Source organism: Stenotrophomonas sp. YJH_SMC_8 (genome assembly GCF_059371315.1).
This window is the reverse complement of record NZ_JCAFUL010000002.1, coordinates 1-15,245: the sequence shown is the minus strand read 5'-3', so window position 1 is coordinate 15,245 and position 15,245 is coordinate 1. Positions and strand designations below refer to the sequence as shown.

Annotated in this window: 9 protein-coding genes; 8 read left to right on the top strand and 1 reads right to left on the bottom strand. The window is 67.0% G+C overall.

Translation table 11 applies throughout. The features are described 5' to 3' along the window. Window positions 1-123 precede the first annotated feature (123 nt). Together smc and zipA are read left to right on the top strand one after the other, a co-directional pair. Window positions 124-3,627: a chromosome segregation protein SMC gene (gene smc, locus AC5P88_RS01985; protein ID WP_495224168.1), complete on the top strand. Its 3,504-nt coding sequence runs from the start codon at window positions 124-126 to the stop codon at window positions 3,625-3,627. A 46-nt stretch (window positions 3,628-3,673) separates the two neighbouring features. Then, the gene (gene zipA, locus AC5P88_RS01980) at window positions 3,674-4,414 is read left to right on the top strand and encodes a cell division protein ZipA (protein ID WP_495224166.1); all 741 of its coding nucleotides are present in this window, start codon (window positions 3,674-3,676) and stop codon (window positions 4,412-4,414) included. A 77-nt stretch (window positions 4,415-4,491) separates the two neighbouring features. Here the strand turns inward: zipA and AC5P88_RS01975 are convergent, their stop codons facing one another. Next, window positions 4,492-5,616 (bottom strand): pyridoxal phosphate-dependent aminotransferase, encoded by a 1,125-nt coding sequence (locus AC5P88_RS01975; RefSeq protein ID WP_495224164.1) that lies wholly within the window; start codon window positions 5,614-5,616, stop codon window positions 4,492-4,494. 254 nt (window positions 5,617-5,870) lie between these two features. Between AC5P88_RS01975 and ligA the strand changes: the two genes are divergently transcribed. From ligA to gyrA, 6 genes are all read left to right on the top strand, one after another. Then, entirely contained in the window at window positions 5,871-8,342 is a 2,472-nt protein-coding gene (gene ligA, locus AC5P88_RS01970) for an NAD-dependent DNA ligase LigA (RefSeq protein WP_495224334.1), read from the top strand. Window positions 8,343-8,392: 50 nt separating this feature from the next. Continuing rightward, window positions 8,393-8,878: a GNAT family N-acetyltransferase gene (locus AC5P88_RS01965; RefSeq protein WP_005413904.1), complete on the top strand. Its 486-nt coding sequence runs from the start codon at window positions 8,393-8,395 to the stop codon at window positions 8,876-8,878. Next, the gene (gene epmA, locus AC5P88_RS01960) at window positions 8,875-9,831 is read left to right on the top strand and encodes an EF-P lysine aminoacylase EpmA (RefSeq protein ID WP_495224162.1); all 957 of its coding nucleotides are present in this window, start codon (window positions 8,875-8,877) and stop codon (window positions 9,829-9,831) included. The genes AC5P88_RS01965 and epmA overlap by 4 nt, the downstream gene beginning before the upstream one ends. Before the next feature lie 138 nt (window positions 9,832-9,969). Then, the gene (locus AC5P88_RS01955) at window positions 9,970-10,698 is read left to right on the top strand and encodes a DUF3011 domain-containing protein (RefSeq protein WP_495224161.1); all 729 of its coding nucleotides are present in this window, start codon (window positions 9,970-9,972) and stop codon (window positions 10,696-10,698) included. Window positions 10,699-10,745: 47 nt separating this feature from the next. After that, window positions 10,746-11,810, top strand: coding sequence for an S-methyl-5-thioribose-1-phosphate isomerase (mtnA, locus tag AC5P88_RS01950; protein WP_495224160.1), 1,065 nt, complete (start codon window positions 10,746-10,748; stop codon window positions 11,808-11,810). A 311-nt stretch (window positions 11,811-12,121) separates the two neighbouring features. Next, the gene (gene gyrA / locus AC5P88_RS01945; protein ID WP_495224158.1) at window positions 12,122-14,836 is read left to right on the top strand and encodes a DNA gyrase subunit A; all 2,715 of its coding nucleotides are present in this window, start codon (window positions 12,122-12,124) and stop codon (window positions 14,834-14,836) included. The last annotated feature ends 409 nt before the right edge of the window (window positions 14,837-15,245 follow it).

Sequence of the window (15,245 nt, the reverse complement as noted above, 5' to 3'; positions counted from 1 at the left end):
GTAGAACACGGCCACATCGGTATACTCAGGGCGTCACACCCGTTCCACGGCCATCGATCCCAACAGGATCAATGACTTGGAGGGTAAACGCAGGCCGCTTGCCGGCCCCAGTCCGGAACCCCTATGCGTCTTTCCACGATCAAGCTGTCCGGCTTCAAGTCGTTCGTCGATCCGACCACCCTGCACCTGCCGACCAACATGACCGGCGTGGTGGGGCCCAATGGCTGCGGCAAGTCGAACATCATCGACGCCGTGCGCTGGGTCATGGGCGAGAGCTCGGCCAGCCGCCTGCGCGGCGACTCGCTGACCGACGTGATCTTTTCCGGTTCCAACGCCCGCAAGCCGGTCTCGCAGGCCACCGTCGAGCTGATCTTCGACAACTCCGACCACACGATCTCGGGCGAGTACGCCTCGTTCAACGAAATCTCGGTCAAGCGCACGGTCAGCCGCGACGGCACCAGCAATTACTACCTCAACGGCACCAAGTGCCGCCGCCGCGACATCACCGATCTGTTCCTCGGCACCGGCCTGGGCCCGCGCAGCTACTCGATCATCGAGCAGGGCATGATCAGCCAGATCATCGAGGCGCGCCCGGAAGACCTGCGCGTGTACCTGGAAGAGGCGGCCGGCATCTCCAAGTACAAGGAGCGCCGCAAGGAGACCGAGACCCGCATCCGCCACACCCGCGAAAACCTGGACCGCCTGGGCGACCTGCGCGACGAGATCAGCAAGCAGCTCGAGCATCTCAAGCGCCAGGCCAAGCAGGCCGAGCAGTACCAGGCGCTGCAGGAAGAGCGCCGGGTCAAGGATGCCGAGTGGAAGGCACTGGAATTCCGTGGCCTCGACGGACGCCTGTCGAAGCTGCGCGAGGGCCTGTCGCAGGAAGAGACCAAGCTGCAGCAGCTGATCGCCGACCAGCGTGATGCCGAGGCCCGCATCGAGACCTCGCGCGTTCGACGCGAAGAGGCCGCCGATGCGCTCAACACTGCGCAGGCGGCGGTCTATCAGGTCGGCAGCACGCTGGCCCGCCTGGAGCAGCAGATCCAGCACCAGCGCGAGTTGTCGCAGCGCCTGCACAAGGCACGCGATGAAACCCAGCAGGCCCTGGCCGAGCTGGGGCAGCACATCAGTGGCGACGAAGCCAAGCTGATGGTGCTGCGTGAGGCGGTGGAGGCCGCCACTCCGCAGCTGGAAGAACTGCAGGAAGAAAACGAGATCAAGCAGGAAAGCCTGCGCGAGGCTGAAGACCGGCTGGCCAGCTGGCAGCAGCGCTGGGAACAGCACACCTCGCAGAGTTCGGAAGCCTCGCGCGCCGGCGATGTCGAGCGCACGCGCGTGGACTACCTGGACAAGCAGATCCTCGATGCCGACCGGCGTCGTGAAGCCCTGGCCGCCGAGCGCGCCGGGCTGGACGTGGACGCGCTGGAAGAAGCCTTCGAGCAGCTGCACCTGCAGCACGACACGCAGAAGACCGCGCTGGATGAGCTGAGCGAAGACGTCGAGCTGCGCAAGCAGGGCGTGACCGCCGTGCAGGAGCAGCAGCGCAATGGCCAGAACGAACTGGCGGAACTGCGCAAGCAGGTCAACGGCCTGCGTGGCCGCCTGGCCTCGCTGGAAACCCTGCAGCAGGCCGCACTGGGCCAGGAGCAGGGCGCGGCCGTGGCCTGGCTGAAGGCGCGTGGGCTGGACTCGGCGGCGCGTGTCGGCGAACGCCTGGATGTCGATGCCGGCTGGGAAAACGCGGTGGAAAGCGCGCTCGGCCAATTGATCGAAGGCGTGCTGGTCGATGACCCGGCCAGCCTGGTCGACGCGCTGGGCGAACTGGGCGATGGCCACATTGCGCTGGTCGCCAACGCCGGTGCCGACTTCAAGGCTGCACCGACCTCGCTGGCTGCACACGTGCGTGGTCCAGCGGCGATCCGTCGCCTGCTGGCACACCTGCACGGTGCCAGGGATCTGGCCGAAGCCAAGGCGCTGCAGGCCGGCCTGCCCGAGGGCGATTCGATCATCACCCAGGGCGGTGAGCGCCTGGGCGAGGGCTGGCTGCGTGTGTCGCGTTCCGGTGCGGCCCAGCAGGGCGCGCTGCTGCGCGAGCGCGAGATCAATGAGCTGCGCGAGCAGATCGAGCAGCTGCAGGACCGCGAAGCCGAGCTGGAAGAACAGCTGGCAGGCTTCCGCGAGCAGTTGCAGGCCGCCGAACAGCAGCGCGAAGACGCGCAGCGTGCGCTGTACCAGGCCCATCGTGCGGTATCCGAACTGGCCGGCCAGCTGCAGGGCCAGCAGGGCAAGGTGGAGGCCGCACGCACGCGCATCGATCGCATCGAAGGTGAGCTGAAGCAACTGCAGGAAACGATTGAAGCCAACAACGAACAGGCGCGTGAAGCGCGTTCGCGATTGGAGAACGCGGTCAGCAGCATGGGCGACCTGGAATCGATCCGGCAGCGACTCGAGGGCGAGCGCCGCCAGCTGACCGAGGCCCGCGACCTGGCCCGCGACGCCGCACGTGCGGTGCGCGAGCGTTCGCACTCGCTGGCGCTGACCCTGGAATCGCAGCGGGCGCAGCTGGCCTCGTTGAGCCAGGCACTGGAACGCATGGGCACCCAGCGCGGGCAGCTGGATTCGCGCCTGGGCGAGCTGCATTCGCAGCTGGACGAGGGTGATTCGCCGGTCGAATCACTGCAGGCCGAGCATCAGAATGCACTGGAAGAGCGCGTGCGCGCCGATCGCGTGTTGACCGAGGCGCGCACGCTGCTGGACGGCATCGACGCCGAGCTGCGCAATTACGAACAGACCCGCCACCAGCGCGACGAACAGGCATTGGCCCAGCGTGAGCGCATCTCGCAGCGCAAGCTGGACCAGCAGGCGCTGGTGCTCAGCGCGGACACTCTGCAGGGTGCGGTGGAGAAGGCCGGTTTCGTGCTGCAGGACGTGCTCAATGCGCTGCCCGAAGATGCCCGACTGGGCGATTGGGAGCAGGCCGTGCACCAGATCGATGGCCGCATGCGCCGGCTGGAGCCGGTCAACCTGGCGGCCATCCACGAGTACGGTGAGGCGTCGCAGCGCTCGGACTACCTGGATTCGCAGCACACCGACCTGACCACCGCGCTGGAAACCCTGGAAGATGCCATCCGCAAGATCGACCGCGAGACCCGCGGCCGCTTCAAGGACACTTTCGACCGCGTCAACGCCGGCGTGCAGGCGCTTTACCCGCGACTGTTCGGTGGCGGGCACGCCTACCTGGAGCTGACCGGTGAAGACCTGCTCGACACCGGCGTGACCATCATGGCGCGTCCGCCGGGCAAGCGGGTGTCCAGCATCTCGCTGCTGTCCGGTGGCGAGAAGGCGATGACTGCAGTGGCGCTGGTGTTCGCCATCTTCCAGCTGAATCCCGCACCGTTCTGCCTGCTGGACGAGGTGGACGCACCGCTGGACGAAGCCAACGTCGGTCGCCTGGCCAACATGGTCAAGGAAATGAGCGAGAAGGTGCAGTTCCTGTTCGTCAGCCACAACAAGGCGACGATGGAGGCGGCGCACCAGCTGTCGGGCGTGACCATGCGCGAACCAGGCGTCAGCCGCCTTGTCAGCGTGGACCTGGAAGAAGCCGCACGATTGGCGGGCGCGGCCTGACGTGCCATCCTAATTACCTGAATGAACTAGCCGGAGAACCTATCGAATGTCCGACACGGCACTGTTGCGCATCGGCATCCTGGCCGCCGGCCTGCTGTTGATCGCCGCGATCTTCCTGTTTGGCCGTCCGAAGAAGAAGCCCCAGGGGCGCCGCGTGGAAAGCGCGGAACCGACCAGCGGCGAGCGTCGCGAGCCGGTGCTGGGCGATGATGGCGTCACCGTGGCCGATGGCCGCGTGGAACCGGGCATGGGCCCGGAAGGCGAGCAGGCCGAGCTTGGCCTGGCCGACACCGACGCCGGCGCGGCCAGCGACCTTGGCAAGCGCGCCACCCAGGACTTCGACAAGATCGTCTCGCTGTTCGTGGCCGCCCGCGCCGGCGAGCAGCTGCGCGGCGAAGACATCGTGGTGGCGGCGGAGAAGACCGGCCTGGTGTTCGGCCACATGAACGTGTTCCACCGCCTGGTGGAAGGCCACCCGGAGCGCGGCCCGATCTTCTCGATGGCCAGCATCATGAAGCCGGGCAGCTTCGACATGGCCAACATCCGCGCGATGGAAACCCCGGCCATCGCTTTCTTCCTGACCCTGCCGGCGCCGCTGACCGCGCTGGACGCCTGGGAGAAGATGCTGCCGACGGTGCAGCGCATGGCCGAGCTGCTGGACGGCCTGGTGCTGGATGACAGCCGCAACCCCCTGGGCCGCCAGCGCATCGCGCATATCCGTGACGAGCTGCGCGCCTATGATCGCCAGCACCAGGCGCCGCCGCTGACCAAGACCCCGCGCTGGTAATGGATTCATGTGCCGACCAACGGTCGGCACCCACCGTCAGCAACCTCCGGTAGATCCACGCCATGCGTGGATGCGGTCTACGCCGGTACGCCGGCGACCTTGGCGAACGCGCGGCGGAACGCCGCCATTTCTTCTTCGGTACCCACCGTTACCCGCACGCGCTGCGGCCAGATCGGCCAGCTGCGGCCGATGACAACGCCGTTGTCCGCCATCGCCTTGGCAAAGGCAGCACCGTCGCGCTGCACATCCACCACGAAGCAGTTGGCTTCCGACGGAACGCAGCTGAACCCACGCTTGCCCAACCACGCGATGGTGGCCTGGCGCGCCTTGGCATTCTGCAGGCGCCGCTGCGGGATCAGCTGCGGGTCGCGCAGGCTGGCCAGTGCCGCGGCCATGGCCGGCACCGGTAGCGGGTTGTCGCCCAGGCGGGCCAGTTCGCGCAGGCGGTCGGGATGTGCGGCCGCCACGCCCAGGCGCAGGCCGGCCATACCGTACAGCTTGGAGAACGTGCGCAGCACGATCAGGTCATCGCGCTGCGTCACCTGCGCGATCAGGCTCGGCTGCTCGCTGTACTGCAGGTAGGCCTCGTCGACCAGCACGCGGGTGGCGGCAGGCTTGTGGGCCAGCAGCCAGGCAAGCTCATCAGGAGGGCTGACCGAGCCGGTCGGGTTGTTCGGGTTGCACACATACAGCAGTCCGGTCGGTTGCGCGTGCGCCGCAGCCACCATCGCGCGCAGGTCATGTGCGCCGTCGTCGCGCAATGGCACTTTCTGCACGTGGGCGCCGTGGGCCGCAGCCACCTCGCCCAGCGTCTCGAAGGTCGGGTCGGCTACCACCAGGCCCGCCTGCGGGCCCGTCCACACGGTGGCGGCGCGATTCAACGGTTCACTGGAGCCGGGATAGAGGCGCACATGGTCGGCCGGCAGTCCTGCCTGTTCGATGAAGGTGTCGCGCACTTGCCCGGCGAGCTCGAAACGATAGCGTCCGCTGCTTGCGATGCTGTCCCGCGCGGCCTGCTGGGCTGCGGGCGACGGGCCATACGGGCATTCGTTGAAGTTCAGCAGTACGGCACCTTCGCGAGGTGCGGGCGCAGCGGCCGAGGCCGGCTGGGCCTGGGCAAGGCGGGGAAGGCCGGTTCCGGCCATGGCGAGGCCGGCACCGGCCAGCTGCAGGAAGTGACGGCGGGAGGCGGGCGGGGTCATGGGCGGAATTCCGATGAGAGGCGACGCACGCTAGCGCTGGAGGGGGCGGGCGGCAAGCTGATTCTGTAGCGTCGAGCCGTGCTCGACTGCAGACGTGCCAACCAAGGTTGGCACCTACCGGAACGGGGCGAAGGTTGGCAGCTACCAGAGCGGGGGAGCGGCAGTCGAGCATGGCTCGACGCTGCAAAGGCGGAGGCGTTACCGGGCCTGACGGCCGGGCGCGGTAGAATCCCCGGCCATCCCAGAACCACCGGATCCCGATGAGCCCCAGCCCCGCCGAACGCGCCGAAGATCTTCGCCGGCAGATCGCCCAGGCCAACCGCGCCTACCACGAGCTGGACGCGCCGGAGATCCCCGACGTCGACTACGACCGGATGGTGCGCGAGCTGGAAGCGCTGGAGCGCGATCATCCGGAACTGGCCCGTGCGGACAGCCCGACCCAGCAGGTCGGTGCCCGTCCTTCCGGCCGCTTTCCGGAGGTGCGCCACGCGGTGCCGATGCTGTCGCTGTCCAACGCCTTCAGCGACGAGGAAGTGGCCGACTTCGTACGCCGCATCGACGAGCGCCTGGGGCGCCGCAGCCTGCAGTTCTCGGCCGAGCCGAAGATGGACGGCCTGGCGATCAGCCTGCGCTACGAGGAGGGTCATTTCGTGCTCGGCGCGACTCGTGGCGATGGCAGTACCGGCGAGGACGTGACCGTCAACCTGCGCGAGATCGGTGACATTCCCAAGCGCCTGCACGGCAAGGACTGGCCAGATGTGCTGGAAGTGCGTGGCGAGGTCTACATGGCGCGTGCCGATTTCGAGGCCTACAACGAACGTGCACGTCAGCACGGTGGCAAGGTGCTGGCCAATCCGCGCAATGCCGCGGCCGGCTCGCTGCGCCAGCTCGATCCGAAGATCAGTGCGCAGCGCAGGCTGAGCTTCTTCGCCTACGGCACCGGCGAGGTGCAGGGTGGCGAGCTGCCAGACACCCATTCGGGCACGCTGGCCCAGCTCGGCGCCTGGGGTTTCCCGGTCAGCGCACTGTGCAAGGTGGTGGAAGGGACCGACGGCCTGCTGGGGTACTACCGCGATATCGGTGAGCGCCGCGACGGCCTGCCGTTCGATATCGATGGCGTGGTCTACAAGCTGGATGACCGCGCCGGCCAGCAGGCGATGGGCTTCGTCTCGCGCGCACCGCGCTGGGCCATTGCGCACAAATTCCCGGCGCAGGAGCAGAGCACGACGGTGGAGGCGATCGAGATCCAGATCGGCCGCACCGGTGCCGCTACGCCGGTCGCGCGTCTTGCGCCGGTGGCCGTGGCTGGCGTGATCGTCTCCAACGCCACTCTGCACAACGCCGACCAGATCGCACGCCTGGACGTGCGCGTCGGCGACAGCGTGATCGTGCGTCGTGCGGGCGATGTCATTCCCGAGGTGGTCAGCGTCATCCTCGATCGCCGCCCGCAGGGCACCTCGCCGTGGCAGATGCCGACGCGCTGCCCGGTGTGTGGCTCGGAAATCGTGCGCGAGGAAGGTGCAGCCGCATGGCGCTGCTCGGGCGAGCTGTCCTGCCCGGCGCAGCGCAAGGAAGCGATCGCCCACTTTGCCTCGCGCCGCGCGATGGACATCGATGGCCTGGGCGACAAGTACATTGAAACCCTGGTCGATGCCGGCATCGTCAAGAGCGTGGCCGACCTCTACCGGCTCAACCGCGATACGCTGCTGCACCTGAAGCTGGTGCTGGATGCAGAGGATCCGTCGGCGCTGGCGGCGGCGCTGAAGCTGCACCTGCCCGCCGAGGGCAGTGGTGCGGTGCTCAATGCGGCGCTCAAGCTGGACGGCAACGATCCGGGCTGGCGCGCGCAGGCGCTGGCGCAGCCGGCCAGCTTCGAATGGAACACGAAGAAGATCGCCACCAAGTGGGCCGACAACCTGATCGCAGCGATCGACGCCAGCCGAGCCGCCACGCTCGAACGGCTGCTGTTCGCACTCGGCATCGAGCATGTGGGTGAAAGCACGGCCAAGGCGTTGGCGCAGTGGTTCGGTGACCTGGAACTGATCCGCCATCTGCCGTGGCCGCTGTTCAAGCGCGTGCCGGACATCGGTGGCGAAGTGGCGCGCTCGCTCGGCCACTTCTTCGAACAGCAGGGCAACCAGCAGGCCATCGATGACCTGCTGCAGGTCGGCCAGGTGCGCATCAGTGATGTGCACGCGCCCAGCGCGAAGCTGCGCGAGGGCCTCGATCTGGCGCAGTTGCTGGTTGAGTCGGAGATCCCCGGCATTACCCGCCTGCGCGCGGAAAAGCTGGTCGCCGCGTTGCCCGGTGCACAGGCGGTGCTCGACGCCGAGCATGGCCAGTTCGTCAACGCCGGGCTGCCCGATGACACGGCGCGTGGTCTGGCCGATTGGCTGGACGCCGATGGCCATGGTGCGATGCTGTTGGCCGCCGAGAACGCGATGCGGCAGATCCTGGCCAAGGCGCCGGCGCTGGCCGAGATCGTGGCCGGTCCGCTGGATGGGCAGACCGTGGTACTGACCGGCACCCTGGCCCAGCTTACCCGCGATGCCGCCAAGGAGCGCCTGGAGGCCCTTGGTGCCAAGGTGTCCGGCAGCGTGTCGAAAAAGACCAGTTTCGTGGTGGCCGGCACCGAGGCAGGCTCCAAGCTGGACAAGGCACAGTCGCTGGGCGTGCCGGTGTGGGACGAGGACCGTCTGCTGGCCTATCTTGCAGAACACGAATGATGACCCCGCCGGGTGCCCCCGCACCCGGCATGAAACACAAAGGAACACCGATGCAGACCGCCCCGCTGGATTTCCGCCTGGCCACCCGTGCTGACGAGGAGCTGCTGATCGCATTGATGCGCGAGTTCTACGCCGAAGACCGGATCGACTTCGACGACGCGCGCGTGCGTCGCGGCGTGGATGCGTTGCTGGCTGACCCGCGCAACGGTGAAGTGCTGCTGTGGCTGGACGAGGCGGCTGAGGTGGTCGGCTATGCGGTGATCGCGATGGGCTTCAGCCTGGAACAGGGCGGCCACTTCATGCTGCTGGACGAGCTGTACCTGAGCCATCGTGCGCGTGGTCGCGGCCGCGGCAAGCAGGCGCTGGCCATCTGCGAACAGCGGGCACGGGGCCGCGGCGTCAGCCGCCTGCGCCTGGAAGTGAACCACCACAACGAGCTGGCCCGTCGCCTCTATCTGGCGAGCGGTTACATCGATGACACCCGCGATCTGCTGACCCTGCCGCTGGACCACCCGCGCCCGGAGGGCATCCTGTGAGCGAGGCCCTGCTGCGCGCGCTGCAGCAGCGTGCCGCGCTCAATGCGCTGGTCCGCCGCTTCTTCGCCGAACGCGATGTGCTGGAAGTGGAAACGCCGATCCTGTCGGTGGCCGGTAACACCGAGCCGAACATCGACAGCTTCCATACCGATTTCAGCGGGCATGTCGACGCCGGTGGCCGTCGCCGTTGGCTGCGCACCTCGCCGGAGTATCCGCTCAAGCGCCTGCTGGCCGCCGGCGTCGGCGACTGCTACGAACTGGGTCGGGTGTTCCGCAACGGCGAGGCCGGTGGCCGCCACAATCCGGAATTCACCATGCTGGAGTGGTACCGGGTTGGCTGGGATCATCATCGCCTGGTGCAGGAAACCGCCGAGCTGGTCACCCAGGCGCTGGCGCTGGTCGGGCGCAGTGCCAGCCTGCGCGTGCTGAGCTACCGCGAGCTGTTCCAGCAGTACGTGGGCGTGGACCCGTTCGAGGCCGATGAGGCTGCATTGCGGGCCGCGCTGGGTGATGTGCACATCGATCCGGTCGGGCTGACCCGCGACGACTGGCTGGACCTGTTGATGACCCATCGCATCCAGCCGCACTTCGATGACGCAGTGATGACCGTGGTCCATGACTGGCCAGCCAGCCAGGCGGCGCTTGCGCGCATCCGTGCCGGTACACCGCCTCTGGCCGAGCGCTTCGAGTTGTACCTGGGCGCGGTGGAGCTGGCCAACGGCTATCACGAACTGAACGACGCCCACGAGCAGCGCGCGCGCTTCCAGCGTGACCTGCAGCGGCGCCATGAACGTGGCCAGGTGCAGCCGGCGCTGGACGAGGCGCTGCTGGCAGCGCTGCCATCGATGCCGGCGTGCGCGGGCGTGGCGGTGGGTGTGGATCGCCTGCTGATGGCGATGAACCGCACGCCGCGCATCGCCGACGTGCTGGCCTACGACTTTGCCCACGCATGAGCGACATGCGTTCCTGAACATCGAAGACTGAACGGAATTCCGCGTTTCCGCGCTTGCTTCGGTAAGCAGGATGATGCTCTTATCACGGCAGATGCCGGACACTGGCACGCAGTTCATCCATTCCTGCTGGGGAAGGCTTTGGTCAAGTGGTTTGCGGTTGTCGCTGCACCGGTGTACTCCATCGCGCTCTGGGGTGCCTGGCTGCCGTCATCGGCATCTGCCCAGCAGGCCGGCTACGACGGTGAAGTGGTGACCTGTGAATCACGCGACATGGGCTGGGTGCATTGCGATATCGATGTCAGCAACGGCATCGACCTGGTGCGCCAGCTCTCCAACAGCAGCTGCATCCGTGGCAGCGAATGGGGGACCGACCGCAGTGGCGTGTGGGTCACGCTGGGCTGCCGCGCCGAGTTCCGCGCGCGCCGCGCTGCAGGCGCCGCGCCGGCAGCCAGCGAGGGCAAGCGCCTGGTCCGTCGCGTGGTGCGTTGTGAATCCAATGGCCGCCCGCAGAGTTGCCCGGTGCGCCTGGATGGCGCGCCAGTGCGCCTGCTGCGCCAGCTGTCGGCGCTGCCATGCCGCGAAGGGCAGGGCTGGGGCTACAAGCGCAATGAAGTCTGGACCAGCCGCGGCTGCCAAGGCGACTTCGAAGTGGCTGACGAGGATGGCCGATTCGTTGACGTACCACGCCGGCTGACCTGTGAATCGAAGTCGAAGAAGCGCCGTTTCTGCGGTGCCAGCATCTCGGTCGGTGCCGCCGTCTTCGAGCAGCTGTCCAGCACGCCGTGCCAGGAAGGCAGTACCTGGGGCTGGAGTCGCAACGGCATCTGGGTGGACGGCGGCTGCCGCGCCGAATTCTCGGTGAATTGAGCCCGGGCGGGCTCCAACCCCAGGGAGCGTGGCCCTACAATGGGCTCATGAACACTGCCTCCGACATCGACTACGCCCGTTACGACCACATCCGCCCGATCCTGTGGACCGGTGATGCCCTGCAACTGCTGGACCAGCGCAAGCTGCCGTTCGTGGTCGAGCATGTGGTCTGCCATGACAGTGACGAAGTGGCTGCGGCCATCCACGCGTTGACCGTGCGTGGTGCGCCGGCCATCGGCATCGCCGCCGCCTGGGGCGTGGTGCTGGCAGCGCGCGAAGTGCAGGCCGCCGACGGTGCACATGCCCTGCAGCAGCTGGAGCCGGCGCTGCAGCGCCTGAACGCCTCGCGCCCGACCGCGGTGAACCTGGCCTGGGCGCTGGCGCGCATGCGCCGCTGCCTGAATGCTGCCGGCGCTGACTGGAAGGCCGCGCTGGAAGCGGAGGCGCAGGCCATCGCCGAGGAAGACCTGGCCGCCAACCGCCACATGGGCGCGCTGGGTGCCGGCCTGATCGAGACCGGTAGCGGCGTGCTGACCCATTGCAACACCGGCTCGCTGGCCACCGCCGGCTTCGGCACCGCGTTGGGCGTGATCCGTGCCGGCATGGCCCAGCACCGCATTGCCCGCGTGTTCGCCGGTGAGACCCGGCCGTGGCTGCAGGGCGCGCGCCTGACCGTGTGGGAGCTGCAGCAGGATGGTATCGATGCCACCCTGATCGCCGATTCGGCTGCCTCGCACCTGATGAAGACCGGTGCCGTGCAGTGGGTGATCGTGGGTGCCGACCGCATCTGCGCCAACGGCGATACCGCCAACAAGATCGGCACCTACCAGCTGGCCATCGCCGCGCGCCACCACGGGGTGAAGTTCATGGTCGTGGCGCCGTCCTCGACGGTGGACATGGACACCGTTGACGGCAGCCAGATCGAGATCGAGCAGCGCGATCCGGGCGAGCTGTACGGCGTGGGCGGCACCCGCACCGTGGCCGAGGGCATCGCTGCCTGGAACCCGGTGTTCGACGTCACTCCGGGCGAGCTGATCGACGCCATCGTGACCGAACGCGGCGTGATCCTGAACCCGACCGCCGGGAACATGCGCGCCGCCTTCGGCGGTTGAGGCGGGCGGGTTCCGCGGGGTCGGATCCCTTTCCGCAGGAAAGGGCTCGGACCCCTTGTTCGCCCGCATCCACGCATGGCGTGGATCTACCGGGCGGGCCAGGCCGGTAGATCCACGCCATGCGTGGATGGATCATCTTTTCGCGCCCGGCAGTCCCCTAAGTTCCTGATTTGTGCAGGTAAAATCCCCGTAAAGGGAGGCGGAAAACGGCCTGTTGTGGTAGTATCCACAGGTTGAATCGAGGTTCCGGCACGACCCCCTCCCGCAGAGGGCTGCGCCGGACTGGACCGCTACCAGACAACGGAACCCGAATGGCAGAAACCGCCAAGGAAATCATCCAGGTCAACCTGGAAGACGAGATGCGCAAGAGCTACCTCGATTACGCCATGAGCGTGATCGTGGGCCGTGCGCTGCCGGATGCGCGCGACGGCCTCAAGCCGGTGCATCGCCGCGTGCTGTTCGCGATGAATGAACTGAACGCGCACAGCAACAAGCCCTACTTCAAGTCGGCGCGTATCGTCGGTGACGTCATCGGTAAGTACCACCCGCATGGCGATCAGTCGGTGTACGACACGCTGGTGCGCCTGGCACAGCCGTTCTCGCTGCGCTACATGCTGGTCGATGGCCAGGGTAACTTCGGCTCCATCGATGGCGACTCCGCCGCGGCAATGCGATACACCGAAGCGCGCATGTCGCGCCTCGCGCATGAGCTGATGGCCGACATCGACAAGGAAACCGTCGACTTCCAGCCCAACTACGACGAAAAGGAACTGGAGCCGACGGTCATGCCGACCCGGTTCCCGAACCTGCTGGTCAATGGTTCGGCCGGTATCGCGGTGGGCATGGCGACCAATATCCCGCCGCACAACCTGAGCGAATCGATCAACGCCTGCATCGCGCTGATCGACAACCCGGAAATCGACGTCGACGGCCTGATGGAGTACATCCCGGGCCCGGATTTCCCGACCGCCGGCATCATCAATGGCACCGCCGGCATCGTTGCCGGTTACCGTACCGGCCGTGGCCGCGTGCGCATCCGTGCCAAGGCCGATATCGAGGTGGCCGACAACGGCCGCGAATCGATCATCGTCACTGAAATTCCTTACCAGGTGAACAAGGCGCGTCTGATCGAGAAGATCGCCGAGCTGGTCAAGGAAAAGAAGATCGAAGGCATCAGCGAGCTGCGCGATGAGTCCGACAAGGACGGCATGCGCATCTACATCGAGATCAAGCGCGGTGAATCTGCCGAGGTTGTGCTGAACAACCTGTACCAGCAGACGCAGATGGAATCGGTGTTCGGCATCAACATGGTGGCGCTGGTCGACGGCCGCCCGCAGCTGATGAACCTCAAGCAGATGCTGGAGGCGTTCGTCCGCCACCGTCGCGAAGTGGTCACCCGCCGCACCGTGTTCGAGCTGCGCAAGGCGCGCGCCCGTGCCCACGTGCTGGAAGGCCTGACCGTCGCGCTGGCCAACATCGACGAGATGATCGAACTGATCAAGACCTCGCCGAACCCGAACGAAGCCCGCGAGCGCATGCTGGCACGCGTGTGGGAGCCGGGCCTGGTCGGTGCGATGCTGGGTGCTGCCGGTGCCGAAGCCTCGCGCCCGGAAGACCTGCCCAAGGGCGTGGGCCTGATCGAGGGCGGCTACCAGCTGACCGAGATCCAGGCCACCCAGATCCTGGAAATGCGCCTGCACCGCCTGACCGGGCTGGAGCAGGACCGCCTGACCGACGAGTACAAGCAGCTGCTGGAAGTGATCGCCGGGCTGATCCACATCCTGGAAGATCCCGACCGCCTGCTGCAGGTGATCCGCGAGGAACTGGTCAGCGTCAAGGCCGAGTTCGGCGACGAGCGTCGTACCGAGATCCGCCACAGCGAAGAAGACCTGGACATCCTCGACCTGATCGCGCCGGAAGACGTGGTGGTCACCGTTTCGCATGCCGGTTACGTGAAGCGCCAGCCGGTGAGCGTGTACCGCGCGCAGCGCCGTGGTGGCCGTGGCCGCAGTGCGGCGGCGACCAAGGAAGAGGATTTCATCGAACAGCTGTGGCTGGTCAACACGCATGACACGCTGCTGACCTTCACCAGTTCGGGCAAGGTGTTCTGGCTGCCGGTCTACCAGCTGCCTGAAGCCGGTTCCAACGCCCGCGGCCGTCCGATCATCAACTGGATTCCGCTGGAACCGGGCGAACGCGTGCAGGCCGTGCTGCCGGTGCGCGAGTACGCCGATGGCCAGTTCGTGTTCTTCGCCACCAAGAACGGCACGGTGAAGAAGACCCCGCTGGGCGAGTTCGCCTTCCGTCTGGCCCGCGGCAAGATCGCGATCAACCTCGACGAGGGCGATGCGCTGGTCGGCGTGGGCCTGACCGACGGTGAGCGCGACATCCTGCTGTTCGCCTCCAACGGTAAGACCGTGCGCTTCGGCGAGGACAAGGTCCGCTCGATGGGCCGTACCGCGACCGGCGTGCGTGGCATCAAGATGCCGGCTGGCGAGGAAGTGGTCAGCCTGATCGTGGCCGAAAGTGCCGGTGGCATCGAGGACGAAAACGAGGACGACAACGGTGTCGAGGAAGCCGCCGCCAATGGCGATGCGGTGATCGACGGCGCCGACGACGCCAGCGTGCAGTACATCCTCACCGCGACCGAGAACGGTTACGGCAAGCGCACCCCGCTGCCGGATTACCCGCGCAAGGGCCGTGGCACGCAGGGCGTGATCGGCATCCAGACCACCGAGCGCAACGGCAAGCTGGTCGCCGCGGTGCTGATGGGTTCGGATGACGAAGTGCTGCTGATCTCCGATGGCGGCACCCTGGTGCGTACCCGTGGTTCGGAAATCAGCCGCGTCGGCCGCAACACCCAGGGCGTGACCCTGATCCGCCTGTCCAAGGACGAGAAGCTGCAGGCGGTGGAACGCATGGATGCCTCCATCGAAGAGGACGAGGACGAGGTGGCAGCTGCCGCCCCGGCCGCGGCCGAAGGCGCCCCGGCTGCGGCCAGCAGCGAGGACGCCGCGCAGGAGTGATCCCGCCGCGATGAGAAGTACCCGACGACGCCGGCCCTGGGCCGGCGTCGTCGTTTCTGCGGATCTTCCGGTCGTGGCGGATCTTCCGGACGTGTTGGATTCTCCGAGCGCTGCGGACCATCCGATCGCTGAGGGCCATCCGATCGCTGCGGACCATCCGATCGCTGAGGGCCATCCGATCGCGGCGGACCATCCGGCCGCGGCGGTAGAGTCGACTGTTAGTCGACTGCTCTGCACATGGCGATGAAAAGCCCGCGCTGCGCGCGACAGTCGACTAACTGTGATCTCTCGGTAGGTTGTTCATCCGGGACATCTTTGGAAAATGGTGGTTACCACACCTGTCCAGCCCCCAAAGAGCCCGGATGAACCACCATAAAAATGCCCGTTTGACGCCGTTTAGTCGAGAACT

Excerpts from the sequence above, each read along its gene's own strand:
- smc (WP_495224168.1), top strand. The coding sequence starts at position 124 with ATGCGTCTTTCCACGATCAAGCTGTCCGGCTTCAAGTCGTTCGTCGAT.
- zipA (WP_495224166.1), top strand. The coding sequence starts at position 3,674 with ATGTCCGACACGGCACTGTTGCGCATCGGCATCCTGGCCGCCGGCCTG.
- AC5P88_RS01975 (WP_495224164.1), bottom strand. The coding sequence starts at position 5,616 with ATGACCCCGCCCGCCTCCCGCCGTCACTTCCTGCAGCTGGCCGGTGCC.
- AC5P88_RS01965 (WP_005413904.1), top strand. The coding sequence starts at position 8,393 with ATGCAGACCGCCCCGCTGGATTTCCGCCTGGCCACCCGTGCTGACGAG.
- mtnA (WP_495224160.1), top strand. The coding sequence starts at position 10,746 with ATGAACACTGCCTCCGACATCGACTACGCCCGTTACGACCACATCCGC.
- gyrA (WP_495224158.1), top strand. The coding sequence starts at position 12,122 with ATGGCAGAAACCGCCAAGGAAATCATCCAGGTCAACCTGGAAGACGAG.